12 protein-coding genes are annotated in these 17,457 nt (G+C 67.5%); 7 read left to right on the top strand and 5 right to left on the bottom strand.

Annotation, left to right across the window (positions count from 1 at the left end):
• Positions 1–2: 2 nt before the first annotated feature.
• The gene (locus OTER_RS18085; RefSeq protein ID WP_012376387.1) at positions 3–1,271 is read right to left on the bottom strand and encodes an amidase; all 1,269 of its coding nucleotides are present in this window, start codon (positions 1,269–1,271) and stop codon (positions 3–5) included.
• A gap of 226 nt (positions 1,272–1,497) precedes the next feature.
• Between OTER_RS18085 and OTER_RS18080 the strand changes: the two genes are divergently transcribed.
• On the top strand, positions 1,498–1,959 hold the full coding sequence (locus tag OTER_RS18080) for a RidA family protein (RefSeq protein ID WP_012376386.1): 462 nt from the start codon (positions 1,498–1,500) through the stop codon (positions 1,957–1,959).
• Between the two features lie 277 nt (positions 1,960–2,236).
• Here the strand turns inward: OTER_RS18080 and OTER_RS24410 are convergent, their stop codons facing one another.
• On the bottom strand, positions 2,237–4,069 hold the full coding sequence (locus OTER_RS24410; protein WP_012376384.1) for a methyl-accepting chemotaxis protein: 1,833 nt from the start codon (positions 4,067–4,069) through the stop codon (positions 2,237–2,239).
• Entirely contained in the window at positions 4,066–6,027 is a 1,962-nt protein-coding gene (locus tag OTER_RS24405; protein WP_012376383.1) for a methyl-accepting chemotaxis protein, read from the bottom strand. Before OTER_RS24405 ends, OTER_RS24410 begins: the two co-directional genes overlap by 4 nt.
• Before the next feature lie 350 nt (positions 6,028–6,377).
• Between OTER_RS24405 and OTER_RS18065 the strand changes: the two genes are divergently transcribed.
• Positions 6,378–7,253, top strand: coding sequence for a CheR family methyltransferase (locus tag OTER_RS18065; protein ID WP_012376382.1), 876 nt, complete (start codon positions 6,378–6,380; stop codon positions 7,251–7,253).
• Entirely contained in the window at positions 7,250–9,457 is a 2,208-nt protein-coding gene (locus tag OTER_RS24400; RefSeq protein ID WP_012376381.1) for a hybrid sensor histidine kinase/response regulator, read from the top strand. The genes OTER_RS18065 and OTER_RS24400 overlap by 4 nt, the downstream gene beginning before the upstream one ends.
• Before the next feature lie 18 nt (positions 9,458–9,475).
• On the opposite strand, the gene OTER_RS24395 is transcribed toward OTER_RS24400, so the two are convergent.
• Together OTER_RS24395 and OTER_RS18050 are read right to left on the bottom strand one after the other, a co-directional pair.
• Positions 9,476–10,807 carry an ABC transporter permease gene (locus OTER_RS24395; RefSeq protein ID WP_012376380.1) on the bottom strand — a complete coding sequence of 444 codons (1,332 nt, stop codon included), beginning with the start codon at positions 10,805–10,807 and terminating at the stop codon, positions 9,476–9,478.
• On the bottom strand, positions 10,804–11,784 hold the full coding sequence (locus OTER_RS18050; RefSeq protein ID WP_012376379.1) for an ABC transporter ATP-binding protein: 981 nt from the start codon (positions 11,782–11,784) through the stop codon (positions 10,804–10,806). The genes OTER_RS24395 and OTER_RS18050 overlap by 4 nt, the downstream gene beginning before the upstream one ends.
• A gap of 250 nt (positions 11,785–12,034) precedes the next feature.
• On the opposite strand from OTER_RS18050, the gene OTER_RS18045 reads away from it, so the two are divergent.
• The 4 genes from OTER_RS18045 (at position 12,035) to OTER_RS18030 (ending at position 17,398) form a co-directional block, all read left to right on the top strand.
• Positions 12,035–13,525, top strand: coding sequence for a UDP-N-acetylmuramate--L-alanine ligase (locus OTER_RS18045; protein ID WP_012376378.1), 1,491 nt, complete (start codon positions 12,035–12,037; stop codon positions 13,523–13,525).
• Positions 13,526–13,720: 195 nt separating this feature from the next.
• The gene (locus tag OTER_RS18040; RefSeq protein WP_012376377.1) at positions 13,721–15,826 is read left to right on the top strand and encodes a PDZ domain-containing protein; all 2,106 of its coding nucleotides are present in this window, start codon (positions 13,721–13,723) and stop codon (positions 15,824–15,826) included.
• Positions 15,823–16,692, top strand: coding sequence for a S1 family serine peptidase (locus OTER_RS18035; protein WP_012376376.1), 870 nt, complete (start codon positions 15,823–15,825; stop codon positions 16,690–16,692). The genes OTER_RS18040 and OTER_RS18035 overlap by 4 nt, the downstream gene beginning before the upstream one ends.
• Positions 16,693–16,813: 121 nt before the next feature.
• Positions 16,814–17,398: a hypothetical protein gene (locus OTER_RS18030; RefSeq protein ID WP_012376375.1), complete on the top strand. Its 585-nt coding sequence runs from the start codon at positions 16,814–16,816 to the stop codon at positions 17,396–17,398.
• Positions 17,399–17,457: the final 59 nt, after the last annotated feature.

Genomic DNA, 17,457 nt, shown 5'->3' with positions numbered 1-17,457 from the left:
AGTCAGGCGGCTTGGCCGAGCGCCCAGGAGAAGACGGGGCTCTTCGGATCGGGAGCGATGACCTGCAGCCCGGTGGTGAGGCCGGAGGGCAGTGGAACAGGAATCGTTAACACCGGAAGCCCGCCCACGCTCGCCGGCGTGGTCAGCGTCAGCAGTCGCGCGCGGTTCGCCGCGGTGCAGTCCGCTTTGGTGAGCGCTGCGCACGGCGTGGCCGGCAGCACGAGGAAGTCGAAACGCTGAAAATACTCCGCCCATGCGGCCTGCACGGACGCGACGTCGGCGCGCGCTTGCACAAGCTCGGCGGCGGGCAACGTGCGTCCGCGCTCCAGCCGTTGCACGACGGCGGGATCGTACCGGGAGCGATATGGGTCGAACCATCCGGCGTGAAAGCTCCACGCCTCGGCGGCGACGATCCGGTGGTAGGCCTCCAGCGCGGGCGCGAACGCCTGCCGCAACGCGGCCGCGGTGGAAGGGTCGGCTACCGGCGCGAAACGTGCACTCGCGGCCACACAGGCCGCGGCGACCTCGGCGTCGAGTTGGCCGAACTCCAGATAGCAGCCGCGCGGTGTGGTTGTGACCGGCGTACTGCCGACGAGCGCCGACAAGGTGGCAGCCATGTCCGAGCTGTGCTTGGTGAACCATCCCGCGGTGTCGAAGCTGGGTGCGAGTGGAACAGCGTCGGCGATCAGCGGATCGCGCGGGGTCTGTCGGAATCCGTACAGCCCGCAGAACGCGGCGGGTACGCGAATGGAGCCGCCGGTATCGGTGCCGATGGCCAGGGGCGTGATTTCCGCGGCGACCAGCGCGGCCGAACCGCTGCTCGAGCCGCCGGACGTTCGGCCGGGGAAATGCGGATGCTCGCAGTCACCACGATGTGGATTCTCCCCCGTGATCCCGTAGGCGAACTCGTGCAGCTGAGTCTTGCCGGCGAGCACGGCGCCGTTTTGCCGCATCTTCTCGACGATCGCGCTATCGTGAGCGGGCATCGGCCGCACCTCGGGCAGGAAACTGGAACCGGCGGCGGTCGGCTGGCCGACGACGTCGAACAGATCTTTGAGGAAAAACGGCACGCCGCCCAACGGCGCCGCGCGATCTGCGCGGCTGAACACCTCGGCCAGCTGCACCTCCGGGCGCAGCGAAGCGATCGCGGCGCGCTGCTGGGCGCGCGGGAGCGATTTGCGGACGCGGCGATGGAGTTCGCGCGCGGCGGCGACGGGGGCGAGTTGTTGCCAGTCGTTGAAGGTCACAGCAATCCGAGTCTCGTGAGCCATCGCGGACGAAGCAAGAACGCGGAAGCGCGACACCGTCGGGCTCATGTTCGCTCAGCAAACCCAGCGGCGCGTGGCACGGGCATCTTGCCCGTGAATGCTGGCAGTGAGCATCACGGGCGGGACGCCCGTGCCACAGGAGTGCCACGCGACAGCGATGACCCGAAAGCCGCGGCACAGCAGAAATCCGCTTTGCGTTCGGCCCGGGTTTGCCGAACGTTCGCACCTGATGAATCCCGAAGCGAATCTGGCTGCGCTCGAACTCACGCTCCCGAATCCGCCGGCCGCCGCTGGCAGCTACGTGCCGACGGTCCGTACCGGCAACCTGCTGTTCTGCGCCGGCACGATTTGCATGATCGACGGCAAGATGACGCACGTTGGCCAGGTGGGGAAGGAGCAGAGCGTGGAGAGTGGCAAGAAAGCGGCGGAGATTTGCGCGTTGAATACACTGGCAAACATTCGCGCGGCGGTCGGTTCGCTCGATCGCGTGGCGCGGGTGGTGATGGTGAATGGCTTCGTCAATGCCGTCGACGGATTCGGCGACAGTCCGGCGGTGATCAACGGCGCGAGCGATTTGTTCCTGAAGGTTTTCGGTGAGGCGGGGAAGCACGCGCGCGCCGCGGTCGCCGTCAATGGACTGCCGAAAGGTTCGACCGCCGAAGTGCAGGTCGTGGTCGAGCTGAAAGCGTAAGGCGCGGCGCCTCGGGCAAGCAGGACGCGGCCTCCTCTGTGGGAAGGTTCAGCTCCGCAGCACTCGGGCAGCCTGGCCGCTGGCGCGCGAAACTAGCCGCCGAGCCTCTTCTAGAAATGAGGATTTCGGGCAGCCTCTAGCCCGGATATTTCATGAGATTCATGAAATGTCCGCCCTCCGGGCCGACTCTGTCGGGGCTAGCCGCGACCAGGTCGCTCCGCCGCAGGCGGACGGAAAGTTCGGGCTGAGCTTCACTCCTGTTCATGAAATTTCAGGGCTAGATTGCCGCCGCCGCCGCCGCGTCGTGCAGACCGAGCAGCATGTGCTCGAGACGGGCGATGGTGGCCTGCAGTTGTTCGGTCTCGCGGGTGATCGCCGCGGCCGTCGCGGCATTGTGGTCCGCCACCTGCGCCGATTGCTGGCTGATCGCCTCCCGGGAACGATTGCCTGTGTTGATGTGCTGCATGTTTTGCAGCATCTGCTGCGAGGCCGCACGGATGCTCTGCATCAGTTCGCCGGCCTGGGCCGAATTGGCCTCGACGTCGCGCAGCGCCGCTTCCACCTCGGCGGTGAGCCGGTTACCGCTGGCGATGGCCGCGTGGACCTCGTCCACGAGCCGCGCGGTCTCTGCGGTGGCCTCGGAGGAGCGCTTGGCGAGGTTGCGCACTTCTTCGGCCACGACGGCGAAGCCCGTGCCCGCTTCGCCGGCGCTGGCGGCCTCGATCGAGGCATTGAGCGCAAGGATGTTCGTCTGAAAGGCGATTTCGTTGATCGTTTTGACGATCCGGGTCGTGGCTTTGCTCGAGTCGGAGATCTTCTGCATGGCCGTCGACAGCGTTTGCATCGTGCTCTGCGAGTTGCGGACGAGCGCGCCGGTTTCGTTCATGTGCTCCACCGTCTGGTCGGCCAGCGTGACGTTCTGCTGGTTGGTTGAGGTGAGCGTGACGAGGGCGGAGCCGGTCTCCTCCACGCCAGCGGCTTCCTTCAGCGCGCCGGCGGCGAGCCGCTGGGCGGCTTCGGACGAGGCGTTCACCGCATGGGCGATCGTCGCGGTGCTGGTGTCGAGGCCGGTGACGGCTGTGCGCAGCTCGCGTTTGATCCGGCGGATAAACCAAGCGGCGATCGCCACGGCGACGGCGACCAGCAGCGCGATCGCGCCGGACAGCTGCGCGAGATGGCGCAGCGCCGCCTGTTGCGCCGTGCCGAGGAAGCCGTGCAGTTCGATGAAAAGGTGAGGCTCGACCGTATCGAGCAACTGAGTGCGTTCCTGGGTGAGGCGCGTCCACTCCGCGCCGAGCGCGCGCTTGAAGGGGACCGGCTCGGGGGCGGAATAGTTGAAGGCGTCGGTGGCCAGCGCGTCGGTGCCGGCGTACACCGGATGGGCGAGCAGCCCGTTCCAATATTCCAGCAGTTCCGCCGGCGCCATGAGCACCGCGTTGGAGGCGAAATAGCGCCGTTGCGCGGTGACGTTCTGAACGCGGATCAGGCTCGCGACGGTCAGCTGCTCCTCGGCGAAACCACGCTGATACCACGTGCGCTCGGATTCGGCAGCCAGCGCGAGCCGGCCAAACCACACGAGCCCGTCGAGGCGCCCGCGCAGCGACGCCGCGTCGGTTTCCTGGTTGAGCCGGAAGACGAGGAAGAGCAGCTGTTCGATCACCTCGCCGTAGCGTGCGCGCAGCGCCAAGGCCTGCGGATCGATCCGGCGGGCCTCCGGCCCCCGCGTGCTGAAATAGTCTCGTGCTTCCCGCAATCCGTCGCATGCAGTGAGCAGCGCCCGGACGGCGTCGCGCACGTCCTGGTCGAGCGCACTTCCCTGATTGAGCCGCGCGGCCACCCGGCGCACGGCATCCGCCGTTAGCTCGGCGTTGCGGCGATAGGTGATGAGCCGGTTCGCGTCGGTGTAAAGGTCCCAGGACTCGCGTTGCTCTGCGAGCAAACCGGCGCGCACGGCGGCGAGATCGGCGGTGAGCTCGACGGACGCGGCGACTCGCTTGAGCTGCCGCACGGCGGCGAGCGCCCGAACCCATTCGATGCCGGAAAAGATCAAGGCGCCCGCGAGCGGAATCGCGACGAGCAGCTGCAGTTTGCGCGCGAGGGAAAGGTTCATCGGGCGGCGGGGACCGGGGTGGGCGTGGAGCGCGGTTGGACGTCATCCGCCGGCGGGGCGGGCGCGGGAGCGCGCTCGGCCGTCGTGGTGCCCGGCGGTGGGGAGGAGCGGGGCGGCTCCGCGGTCGACGCGGGGGCGGCGCTGACATCGCGGGCAATCAAACTTTCCAGCAGCGCGATGCTCCGGTTGAGCTCCGTGGTTTGCTGGCCGATCAGTTCGGCCGTGGAGGCATTTTCCTGCGCGATCGCCGCGTTCTGCTGCGTGTGGCGGTCGAGTTCGCGCATCGCGGTATTGATCTCGTTGATGCCGGTGACCAGCTCCTGGGTGGAACGCTGGATCTCGCTCATCCGGCCGCTGGCTTCGTGCGCCTTGGTTTCGACCTGCTGGAAGATCGCGTTGACCTGCTGGCTGAGGGTCACGCCTTCTTCGGTGAGCCCGTGCGCGCCTTCGATCAGCTGCGCGATCGAGGCGGATTCGGCGGCGGCGCGCATGGCCATGCGGCGGACTTCTTCGGCGACGACGGCGAAACCCGCGCCGGCTTCCCCCGCGCGCGCGGCTTCGATCGACGCGTTAAGCGCGAGGAGATTGGTTTGGAACGCGATCTCATCGATCGTGCTGGCGATGTGCTTGGTCTGCCCGCTGGTGGTCGCGATTTTCTGCACGGCCTGCACGAGTTCGGCCATCGAGCGGGTGGCGCGCTGCACGACGGCGTCGGTCTGCTTCATCCGCTCGGCGCCGTGCCGGGCATTGTCGGCATTCTGGCGGTTGGTCGCGGTGAGCTCCTCGAGCGACGTGGCGGTTTCCTCGGAAGCAGCGGCCTGCTGCGAGACGATGTCGGCCAGCTGCGTGCCGGAATCGGACGTTTGGGCGGCGGCCTGCAGCATGTTGTCCGCGCACTGCTTGAGCGAAGCGATCGATGCGGAAACCGTACGGAAGAGTGCCCGGCCCAGGAGGTAGGCGGTCGCGCCGGAGGCGAGCAGCAGTCCGCCGAGCAGTCCGAACATCCACACGCGTTCGCGTTTCACGCGCCCAATGTAATGCTGCGCGAACGTCTGCAGATCGTTCAGTACGTGCGGCTGCATCTCCACCAGCAGGGCGTAGCGCTTTTTTTCCGTGAGCTCGCGCCAAGCCGCGAGTTCGGCGGGGTTGAAGCGATGCTTGGCGATGGTGTCCTCCTGCACGAAACGGCGCACGACCTGATCGGCCTCGGTGTAGATGGGATCGGAAAAGATCTTTTGAAAATACGGCCGAAGCTCGGGGACCGTGTTGGCCAGCAGCAATCGCTCGATGTCGCGCCGCATCAGCGTCGCGTATTCGGGCCCGGCGCAGTTCGCGAGGGTGAGGTAGCTGCCCAGCTCGTGCCCCCAGCAATACATCCCGCTCTCGGTGGTCGCGTTGTTGTGCAGGTCGGCGCACCAGATCAGCGTTTGAATGCGCAGCCGGATGGGCAGCTCGCTGGACTCGTTGACGAGCGAACGCGTGACGGCGCCGAGCGGGGTGGCGATGGCGACGTAAACCTGGTTGTTGATGGCCCGTGCCTCGCGGTCGTCGCCCGGACGCCGCGCTAAATAGTACGTGCGGATTTCGGGAATCCGCTCGTAGAGCTTCAACGCGGCCTCGATGTTCGAGATGAAGTTCTGGTTATAGTTGGCGCCGTTGCGGCGGACGTCCTCACGAATGCGGGCGACGAGTTGTTCACTCTCGGCAATGTGCCGGCGGTAAACATCGGCCCCATGGGGATCCAGGAACATGGCCCACGAAGCGTTGTATTCGAGGCCCATCAGAATGTTGAACCGGGCGACGTCGACCGAGACCGCGATAACGTCGGCGAGACGGCCCAACTCGTTGACCTTGCGCGTCAGTTGCCGGACCTGCACGACCGCGAAGAAGGTGGCGCCGAGCAGCGGCACCAAAACCATGACGAGCATGGTCCTGCGGAGTCCGAGGGAACGCTTCATGGGGGGAAGGAAGGGTGAGGCCGCCGGGACGCGAAGGGACGGATCTCGGCCGGGGCAGAGACAAGCGCCGCGTCGGGGGAAGCGGGGTGGCAACGATGATGCACCGGCCCCCCTCATCGGCGCAGTCGCCCCTGCGCTTCAACGGTTTTGTGACCGATTGACCATTACGCCCTGTCATTCCTCCACGCGACAGAGGGGCCCGCCTGCGCCGCAGGAGAATTGCAGAAATTCGCCACCGAATGCCAATCGGCAGCGACTTGGTTTGACTCGGACCGAGCAGGAACTTTTTCCTCATCGGTCCATCCGGCAGTATTCTTGTGTGCGACTGCCGGGGATCACATTTCCCCTCCATGCAGTTCGAACACCTTTTCTTCGAGGGCATCGCCACGGCGCCGCGGCGCAAGAGTGGGTGTCGAACGCGGGCGCTCGTCCGGCCGGGTGGGGACGAACCAGCCGAGCAGGTCAGCGGTTTCATCGCCGCCCTGCTGCAGCGAGCCAATCTTTCGGCGGCGTCTTACCGGGGCCCGGCGTTGCACCGGCGGACGGCGGCCTGCCTGCGGTTCCTTGGCGTCGCGAGCGCGGACGAGGGCCTGCGGCGAATCGAGTGCGATCCCCGACTGACGCAGTCGGCGTTGAGCGTGGCGTTGCTGGGCGTGACGGAGTTTTTTCGCGACCAGGCGGTCTTCGAGCGACTCGGCTCGGCCGTGCTGCCGGAGCTGCTCGCGCGCCGGGGCCGGATACGCGTGTGGAGCGCGGCGTGCTCATCCGGGCATGAGTTGTATTCCGTCGCGATGCTGCTCGCCGAGTTGGGCCGCCTCGCCGACGCCGAGTTGCTCGGCACGGACTGCCGGGCGGACGCAATCGAGCAGGCGCGTGCGGGAGCGTTCGACTGGGAAGCGGTCGCGTCGTTGGCGCCGTTCCGACGCGAGCGCTATTTCACGCGTTACGGAAATTCGGGTTTGATCAACGCCGATCTGCGGTGGGCGACCGAGTGGCGCCAGGCGGACTTGCTGGCGGGGGTGGAGCGTGGCCCGTGGGATCTGATTCTTTGGCGAAACATGGCCATTTATCTCGAAGAGGCGCCAGCTGAGGAGGTTTGGGCGCGGCTGACGCGGGAGCTGGCGCCGGGCGGCTTGATCGTATGCGGCAAGGCCGATCATCCCCCGGCTGGGTTGCCGCTTGAGCGGATTGCCCGGTGCTTCTATCAACTGAGCGGATCGATATGAAATCCGACCGCAGTCCTTCGAACGCCCTGAGCACGATCCTCGTGCTGCTGCTGTCCATTGGTTGGGCGCTTCTGCGGATGGTGGTGTTTCGCGAGAGCTTGGTGCCGCTGACCTTCGTGCTGCCCATGCTCGTGTGTGTCTGGACGCGGCGGTTCTGGCAGCTCTGGTCAATGGCGGCATTCTTTGCCGTTGTCGCATTTGTGAAGGTCTGGTGGCTCCTACCCGAATCGGTGATCAGCCGGGCGGACGGACAGATCTATCTGGCGGGCACCTGGGTCAACATCCTCCTCGGTGCGGTGGTGGTCCATGCGCTCATCGTGTTGCGGGACGGACTGGAGCGGCGCAACGCGCAGATCGCCGCGCAAGCGGCGGAGCTCGAGGCCCAAGCGGAGGAGCTGGCGCAGCAAAACGAGGAGATCAAAGCGCAGTCGGAGGAACTCGCTCAGCAGAACGAGGAGATCGAGGCCCAGTCCGAGGAGCTCGCGGGCCAAAACGAGGAGCTGCAGCTGGCCAACCAACAGCTCGCGAATCGCGAGGAGGTGCTGCAGGGATTGCTTGAAGCGGCGCGCACACCGGAATCCGGCCGCGCGGCGCTGGCTGATATCTGTCGGCGCGCGTTGCGCATCCTCGACAGCCCGGCGCAAGGCGTCGCCGTGCTCAAGACGCAGGGCGATCGGATCCGGATCAAGGCGCAGGCGACGGTGGGCGACATGCCGCCGGTGCCCGACAACTGGCCGATGGCGGGCTCGATTGCCGGCGTGGTGTTGAGCTGCGATCGGACGGCATACGTCTCCGATCTGCGCAAGGAGCCCGCGTTGGCGGCGCCGTTTGGCGGGCAAGGGCCGGTGTGCTCCGTGCTCGCGACGCCGATGCGCGTACGTGGGGAGCTCTACGGGCTGGTGATGGCAACCAGCACCCAGCCGGCGCAATGGACGCAGGAGCAGTTCCGGGTGATGGAATGGGTGGCGGCGCAATGCGGGCTCATCGCCGAGGCGCTGCGCTGGCAGAACGAGCTTGCGGAGCGCGCCCGCGAAACCGAAGCCGCGAACCAGGCGAAGGATCATTTTCTCGCGATGCTCTCGCACGAGCTGCGCACGCCGTTGACGCCGGTGCTCGCGGCGGCCGGCGTGCTGGAACACGACGACCGGCTCCCCCAGGATGTGCGCGAGGATCTGCGGATGATCCGGCGCAACATCGGCATTCAGAGCCGGCTGGTCGACGACCTGCTCGACCTCACCAAGCTCGAGCGCGGCAAGCTCGAGTTTGAGCCGCAGGTGCTCGACATCGCCGCGCTGCTGCACGAGACGGCGCTGATCGTGGCGCCTGATCTCGACGCGAAAGACCAGCAGATCGAGATGGATCTGTTCGCCGCGGAAGGGCAGCGCGTGGAGGGTGACGGACCACGGTTGCAGCAGGTGTTCTGGAACCTGCTCAAGAACGCGAACAAGTTTAGTCCGGCCAAGACGCGGATCGCGCTGCGCACCCGTCGGGCCGAGGGCGCGCCGGCCCGACTCATCGTGGACGTGGTGGACAAGGGTATGGGCATCGATCCGACGCACCTCGACCGGATCTTCCGGCCGTTCGAGCAGGTTGCCACGAACGGCAAACGGCGATCCGGCGAATCGGGCCTGGGCCTCGGGCTTTCCATCGCCCGCGCGATCGTCGACCTGCACGGCGGCAAGATTGCGGTCGCCTCGGAGGGACTGGGCTGCGGCGCGACGTTCAGCGTCGAGCTGCCGCTGACCGACCGGACCATGCCGCCGTTGTCTTCTTCCGGCACGCGCGGGCAGCGGCCGGACGGCACGTCCGGCGAGCACGGCTACCGGATTCTGCTCGTGGAAGATCATGGCGACACCGGCAGGCTGCTGACGCGGCTGTTGCGCAAGGCCGGGCATCAGGTGGAATATGCCGAGACCGCGGCCGCGGCGGTCGAGGTGTTTCAGCAGCTGCCGATCGATCTGCTCATTTCCGATCTCGGACTGCCGGACGAGAGCGGGCTCGATTTGATGCGCAAGCTTCGCGCGCGGCGGCCGGACCTGGTTGGCATTTGTCTGAGCGGCTATGGGATGGAGGACGACCTGCAGGCCTGCCGCGACGCGGGTTTCCGCGACCATCTGACCAAGCCCGTGGACATGCAGCGGCTGCACGCGGCGATCAGCCGGGCCGGGCGGGCGATCAACGGGAACGGCAACGGCGCGAACTGACGCGCGACGGGCGGCGGCTCAGTCGGGCAGCTTGCCGAGCAGCCGGCCGAGGAATTTCTTCGCGTAGAAAATGCTGCGTTGCCGCACCGCGCGTTCGTTGATCTCGCGGCGCAGCCCCAACTCCGGCGTGGCGGTGATCACGCGTTCGCCATCGGGATTCAGGATGATCCAGCCGAGAATCCGGCGGAGCTGCGGACGCGGGTAGCGCGCCTGCAATTCATCAAAAACGGCGCGGCCGATCTGCGCTTCCTGCAAGTCCGCGGTGACGTCGGCGATCGCGGCGACGCTCAGCAGATTGCGCGCGTGCTGCACGGGATCGGTCACCTGCCCAGGGGGCCACGCATGCAATTTTTCCAGGAAAGGGCGGATACGCTCCGCCGCGGCCGCATCGAAGGGCCGGGCCAGACGCGTGACGAGCTCGTTGTCTCCCGTGAGATCATCGAAGCGGATCTGCTCCAATTCCTCGTCTGTGATCGTCTCGTAACTCGCCCCCGCCGCGCCGATCGGGGCAAGCCGGCCCGTCACAGAGGCGGTGAGCCCGACGCCCAGCCAGGCGAGCAGCGCGACGGCGATCCATCCGCCCGCGGTGCGGCCGGCGCGGTGCAGCGGATCCCAGCGGAAAAGCTTGAGTCCCACGCCGGCCGCGGCCGCGCCGATCACGAGCAGGGCGAGCACCGCGAAACCTTCGCGGCGGAGTCCGGCGGGAGCGTTGAACGTGGATTGCAGCGCTTCGACAGCATAACGCCCGGGCATGAAACCGGCGACGCGCTGCGCCCACGCGGGCAGGACGCTCAGCGGTACGCCGACGCCGCCGATCATGATCATGGGGAGGAAGAGGCACTGACCGAGCGCCTGCACGGAAGGAACATCGTTCGCGAGCGCGGCCACGACCAATCCGAGCCCGAGAAAAGCGAACGTCACCACCAGCAACGCGGCGAACGCGGAGAACGGATGCTGCGGCAGCGGCGTGTCGTAGATCAGCCGCGCGAGGACGACCTGCAGCGCAACCGCGGTGACGACGATCACCAGCCGCGCGAGCAACGTACCGGCGAGCAGTCGAGCGGTGGAGACAGGGAGTAACCGATAGCGGCGCCAGACACCGCGTTCGCGTTCGGCGACGAGCGCGGTCGGCAGTCCGATCGACGCCGTGCCGAGAATCGTGATCGTGAGCAGTTGGCCCATCTGATCGAGAAGGAGCGGCTCGCCGCCGCGAAAGACGCTGCCGAATGCGAGCAGGAAGAACACCGGCAACAGATAGCCGTAACCGATCGCCTGCTTGCTCCGGGAGTTGAGTTGCAGCGTCACCCAGAAATGCCGGAGCGCACCGGCCCAAGGGCGTGCGCCGCTCACGGCGTGTTCCTTTCGTCGGTCACGCCGCCCTCGAGGGGGTTGGCTGGCGGCATCCACGCGCGGCCGGTGAGCTCGAGAAAAACATCCTCCAAGGTGGGACGCTGGATCTGAAGACCGATGAGCGGATTGCCGTCACGCTCGAGCTGGCGCGTCAACGCCGTGATCGTGCCGCTGACATCGCGGGTGTCCGCACACCAGCCGCCGTCGTGCGCTGCGACCGACGCGACCCCGTGCAGACCAGAGACCATCGTTGCCGTGAGCGGCTGCGCGGTGGTGAAGACGACCTTCGGCAGCGCGCGGGCGCCGGCAATGAGTTGGGACGGCGGCGCGTCGGCGACGAGCCGGCCTTCGTGCAGGATGCCGATTCGGTCGCAGAGCTGCCCGGCCTCGTCGAGTTGATGCGTGCTCAACAGAATCGTACAGCCGTCCGCGCGCAGCTGGCGAATGACGGCGTGCAATTCCCGGCGCGACTGCGGATCGAGTCCGGCGGTGGGTTCGTCGAGCACCACGAGCCGCGGCCGATTGACGAACGCGAGCGCGAGCAGCACGCGCTGTTTTTGTCCGCCCGAAAGGGTGTCAAACGCGGCGTGCGCTTTCGCGTGCAGCCCGAAGCGCTCGAGCAGTTCGTCCGGCGGACACGGCTCGGCGTAGAACGAGGCGGCGAGCTGCAGCGCCTGACGCGGTGTGATCTTGTCCTGCAGCGTGGCGGCTTGCAGCTGCGCGCCGACGATCTGGCGGACGTCTTCCGGCTGCGCGAGCGCGTCGATTCCGCCGACGTGCAGCGCGCCCGCGTCGGCGCGACGCAAGCCGAGCAGGCACTCGAGGGTGGTGGTCTTGCCAGCACCGTTGGGGCCAAGCAGCCCGAAGATCTCGCCGGCGGCCACGTCGAAGCTGATGCCTCGCAACGCCGCGAGCCGACCGTAATGTTTGGTCAGGTCGCGAATCCGAACGTCGGCGGCGAGGCGAGCTGCGGGCACGCTCGATGGCAACGGGTTCCGGCGGGCGCTGTCAATTCGCGTTCGGCGGCGGGGCGTTGCTGTGGGACCCGGTAGGGCCGGCGCTTGCCGCCGGCCAGGAACGCGTTGGACACTCTGTTTTGTTTCGCGGCTGCCGGCGAGCGGCAGCCCTACGAACGGGCAGATCGGCGGATTGGCTGCCGAGTCCCACCGACCTTTTTGCGTTTAGCGTTTGAGCCGGAGCCGTGGCCGGCTCAGACAGGGTGCGCGCATGAGAATCTATTTCATGGGTGTTTGCGGCACGGCGATGGGCAACGCGGCGCTGCTGGCGCGCGCCGCCGGCCATGACGTGCTCGGCGCCGACGTCGACGTGTATCCGCCGATGAGCACGGTGCTCGCGCAGTCGGGCATCGCGCTGCACGAGGGCTACGATGCCGCCCGGCTCGAGCGGCTCGCGCCAGATCTCGTCGTGATCGGCAATGCGATGTCGCGCGGCAATCCCGAGGTGGAGTGGCTGCTGGACACGCGCCGGTTCGCGTTCACCTCGTTGCCGGCGGCGCTGCACAGCCTGGTGCTGAACGTGCGGCGGAACATCGTGGTCTGTGGCACGCATGGCAAAACGACCACCACCGCGCTCACGGCCTACCTGCTGCGTGCGAATGGCCGCGATCCCGGCTTCCTGATTGGCGGCGTGCCGATCGATCCGCCGACGGGCAATCACCTCGGCGCGGCGGCGGATCCGTTCGTGATCGAGGGCGACGAGTACGACAGCGCGTTCTTCGACAAGCGCAGCAAGTTCATCCACTACGCGCCGCACATCGCGGTGTTGAACAATCTCGAGTTCGATCACGCGGACATCTTCCGCGACCTGGCGGATGTGCAGCGGACGTTCGTGCACCTGACGCGGATCGTGCCGCGCAACGGCTTTGTGGTGCTCAATGGCGACGACGAGAACCTGCGCGCGCTCGGCGCGTTGCCGTGGACGAACGTGGTGCGGGTCGGCACGGGCGAGCGCAACGATCTGCGCATCGAAGCATTCCGCGAATCGGCCGCGGGCGGCGAGTTTGGGTTGAGCTGGCAAGGACAGCCCTGGGCGGAAGTGCGCTGGCCGCTGCCGGGGCTGTTCAACGCGCGCAACGCGGCGATGGCCGCGACGGCGGCGCAACTCGCGCTGCTGCCCCGCGACGCGGCGCGGAGTGGACGCGTGGGCGAGTTGTTCGCGAGCGCGGCCGGCGCCGAGCGGCTGGATCTCGCCGCGCTGGCGCGTTTCCGCGGGGTGAAACGGCGGCAGGAAGTGTTGCTGGACACGCCGGCGCTGACGGTGATCGAGGATTTCGGGCATCATCCCACGGCGCTGGCGGAAACGCTGCACTCGTTTCGCGCGCGGTTTCCCGGCGCGATCTTGACGGCGGTGTTTGAGCCGCGGAGCAACACGGCGCGCACGAAGGCGCTGGAGGCGGCGTTCATGCGTTCGCTGGCGCTCGCGGACGAAGTTTACCTCGGCGCGGTGAATCGGGCGGACAAGCTCGCGGCGGGCGAGCGTTTCGACACGGTGGCGGTGGCGCAACATCTCGAGCAGCTCGGAGTGAAGGCGCACAGCGCGCCGACGAATGCGGTGCTGCTCGAGAAAATGCTCGCATACAGCGGCGCGCGCGCCGAGCGGCGGCGCGTGGTGGCGTTTTTCACCAACGGCTCGTTCGATGGGATCATCGGCAAATTCGTCGCGGCGATGAGCGGATCGTCCTCGGACGCTGCGAGCTGAGAGCAGGGGCGGCCAACCGAGCGTCCGCCGCGTGATGATGTGGTACGGGCGTTTCGCCCGTGGAGGGCACTGGGTGCGGCCGTGTGGCTTACAAGGGCTACTTCACGGGCGAGAGGCCCGTGCCACGACGGCCCGTTTTGGCGGGGCGAACATCAGCACACGTTCCGGATCGTCGGTTTTGCCGCTTGCAAGTTGATGGTATTTCAAGTCACTGCGGACGAAGTCATGGATGCCTCGTCGTTGCGGAAGCTGCTGAGCGGGTTGATCGTGTGCGCGGTGTGGTCGGTCGCCGCCGCGGCGATCGGAGCCACGGGAAAACCGACGGAAACCGCGGCGACCACGCCGACGCATGATCCGATGCTCGCGAAGATTTTCCCGTCGATCGTGCGGATCGAAGCGATCCGGCTGCGGCCCAGCGACGGCCGGCTGACCAAACAGTGGACCGCCGGCAGCGGCGTGGTGATCGCGGTCGAGGGCCGCGTGCTGACGAACGCGCACGTGACGCAAGACGGAGACTACTTCCGCTGCTACCTTTTCGATGGTTCGCACATCGACGCGAAGCTGCAGGGCCAGGATCCGCTGACCGATCTGGCCGTGCTGCAGATGGACCTGTCCCAGCGCCCGAGCGGCGCGCCCGCACTGGTGGCGGCGACGTTTGGTGATTCGGATGCGCTGCGCGCGGGCGACACGGTGTTCGCGCTGGGCAGTCCGGGGTTTCTCTCGCAGTCGGTCACGCGCGGCATCGTTTCGAATCCTTCGCTCGTGCTGCCGGAGCAAACCGCCGGGCGGATGGTGCTGCGCGGGGAAAACGTGGGCACGCTCGTGCGCTGGATTTTGCATGACGCGCGAATCTTCGGCGGCAACAGCGGCGGGCCGCTGGTGAACGCCCGCGGCGAGATTGTCGGCATCAATGAGCTCGGCGTGTTCAACTTGAGCGGAGCGATTCCCGGCAACCTCGCGCGCGCCGTGGCGGCGCAGCTCGGGAAGAGCGGCCGGGTGACGCGCGGCTGGTCGGGCATCACGGTGCAGCCGCGACTCGAGGCGAACGGCCGAGGCGCCGGCGTCATCGTCGGCGACGTGGCGGAGAACTCGCCGGCGGCGGCAGCGGGCCTGCGTCCGGGCGATTTGGTGACGGCCTGCGACGGCCAGCCGATCGAAGGTGCGGAGGAAAAGGCGGTGGCGCATTTCAACCGGCTCGAGATGAGCCGACTGCCGGGCGACGTTTTCGCGATCGACTTCACGCGCGAGGGCGCGGCGCAAACGATTCGGCTCACGCTGGCGGAACGCCAGCCGGCGCAGGCCGATGATGTCGAGATCCGCGGCTGGGGCGCCGTGGTGCGGGACCTGACGCGCGAACTCGTGCGCGAACAGCGACTGCCGGAAACCGCCGGCGTGTGGCTGGAAAACGTGCGCCCGGCGGGGCCCTGCGGGCAGGCCGAGCCGATCCTGCGGCGCGAGGACGTGCTGCTGGCGGTGGATGGCAAGCCCGTCGCGACCGTCGCGGAGTTGCGTGCGTTGACCGACCGGTTGCTGGCTGCAGCGCCGAATCACCGGCGGACCGTGCTGGCCAGCGTGCGCCGCGATGGAGCGGTGCTGAGTTCGGTCGTCGAGCTTCGCGAGACGAGTGATCACAACGTCACGCAGCAGGCGCGAAAGGCGTGGCTGGGGGCGGCGTCGCAGCCGCTGACACCGAAGCTGGGCGACCGGCTCGGAATCAAGGCGGAAGGCGGCGCGCGGCTGACGCGGATTTATCCGGGCACGGAGGCCGAAAAGGCCGAGCTGAAAGTGGGCGACGTCGTGCTCGCGCTCGATGGCGCGCCGGTCACTGCGCGGCGGCCGGAGGATACGGACGTGCTGGCGCGACAGATCCGGCAGTATCGCGCCGGGACGTCAGCGGTGTTCACGATCTGGCGGGACGGCCAGACGCGGTCGTTGCCGGTGCTGCTGGAGGCGCAGCCCACGCCGGCGGCCGAGATGCCGTGGTGGGAAGACACCGATTTGGAGTTCTCGGTGCACGACATCGCGTTCGACGATCGCGTGCGGCTGCAACTTTCGCGCGACGCGCAAGGCGTGCTCGTCGAGAGTGCGATGCCGGCAGGGTGGGCGGCGCTCGCCGGGTTGCGCAGCGACGATGTGATCGAGAGCGCCAGCGGGCGGCCCGTCACCAACGTCGCGGAGCTGCGGAGCGAGCGGGAGCGCGCCGTGGCCGGCAAGGCCGATTGGTGGGTGCTGCTCGTGCGCCGGGCGGGCCAGACGCTTTTTGTGGAGATCAACCTGAAACCCGCCCACTCGAAATCATGAAACGTTTTCCTTCGTTCGTCATCGCTGTCGCGCTGCTGTGCGGCGGTGCGTTTTCCCCGCGCACAGCGGCCGCCACGGCCGAAACGGCCGCCGCGGGTCGCGCGCTCGCGGCGCGTTACGCGGATGCCGTCGTGGGCGTGGAACTGGTGGTCACGCTCAAGGTGAAATCCGGCGGCCAGGAAATGCCGCCACGCGAACAGCGCGTGGAGGTGAATGGCGTGGTGATCGCACCGAACGGTCTGACGGTCACCTCGCTCATCGAGGTCGATCCGCAGATGGCGTTCGAAAGCATGCGGGCGCTGCAGCCGGGCCGGCCGATCGAACTGTTGGGGGTGGATTTCAAGCAGGTGAAACTCCGGCTCGCGGACGGCACGGAAGTGCCGGCGCGATTCGTGTTAAAGGATGCGGACCTTGATCTGGCGTTCATGGCGCCGGAGGACGCGACCGCGGAGGCAGGGCCAAGGAAGTTCACCCATGTCGACCTCGCGACGGCCGCGGACGGGGCGGTGCTCGATCGTTTCTTCGTGGTGAGCCGCGCTGCGAAGGTTTTGCAGCGAACGCCGTTGGTGCAGGAAACCACGGTCATCGGCATCGTGGAGAAGCCGCGTCGATTCTATCTGTTGTCGCAAAACATGCTGAGTACGGCGGTGTTCGATCCGAAGGGGGCCGTCCTCGGCGTGACGCTGCAACACCTCGCGAATGGGCGGCGAAGCGGGATGGTCGTGCTGCCGGCGGCAGACATTGCCGAGATCGCCCGCCAGGTCGTGTTCACGAAGCCTGCCGAATCAGCGGCGCCGGCTTCTCCCGCGGCAGAACCCGCCGCGGCGACGGGGGAAAGCACCCCGGACGGTGCGCCGAAGCCGTAGCTGCCGCAGGGGATGCGCGGATACGGAGCGGGCCTTCTCCGCTCCGAATAGGCTTGTCTGAATGATGGAATTGGCAACGGATGCGTAGCCCCCGGATCCGTTCCCGCTTACGATTCCGACCATGACCCCGCGCTTTCTCGAGGCGTGTCAGTCGCTGCAGTCGGCCGAAAAGGCTACTTGGGATCTTTTGCTTCGCGAGCTCCCAGACGCGGAGACGTTGTCTCCGGAGGTCCTCAACTGCGCAATGGATCAAACGCTCGACCAGCTGTGGTCGTTGTTGCGCGACGGTCCGGCCGAAGCGGGCCTGCAGCAGGCGACGTCGGCGCCGCCGCCGTTGCCCGCCGGAGGCGAGTGCCTGTTGACCACGCATCTGCCGTATTTCAACGCCGGAGAGCGCGCGCTCGAGCTCGTCGCCGGCGAGGTGCTGGAAACGGAGCCGCCGAAAACGCGCCGGGCCCATTGGCGCGACTGCGACGAGTTGTGCGCGGCGTTCAACGTACTCGTGCAGTGCCAGCTCGAGGCACTGTGCCGGCGCTGCGGTCGCGCGGCGGAGTGCCGCTATGGCGATTTGCGGGCGGTGGCGAAATTGCCGTCGCGGCATCCATTCGCCATGTCTCCGGAAGCCGGCGACGGACACGCGGCGCAGCCGGCGCGGTCACGAAAGCGCCGGGCGCACCGGGCGGAAGAGTTCGAGACGCGGAACTAGCAGCGCTGGCTCCGGCGGTCGGTTAGGCCGGTGACCTGGCCCACCACCTCAACGAGGTG

Source organism: Opitutus terrae PB90-1 (assembly GCF_000019965.1).
GTDB classification, from domain to species: domain Bacteria; phylum Verrucomicrobiota; class Verrucomicrobiia; order Opitutales; family Opitutaceae; genus Opitutus; species Opitutus terrae.
This window is presented reverse-complemented; position numbering and strand designations above follow the sequence as displayed.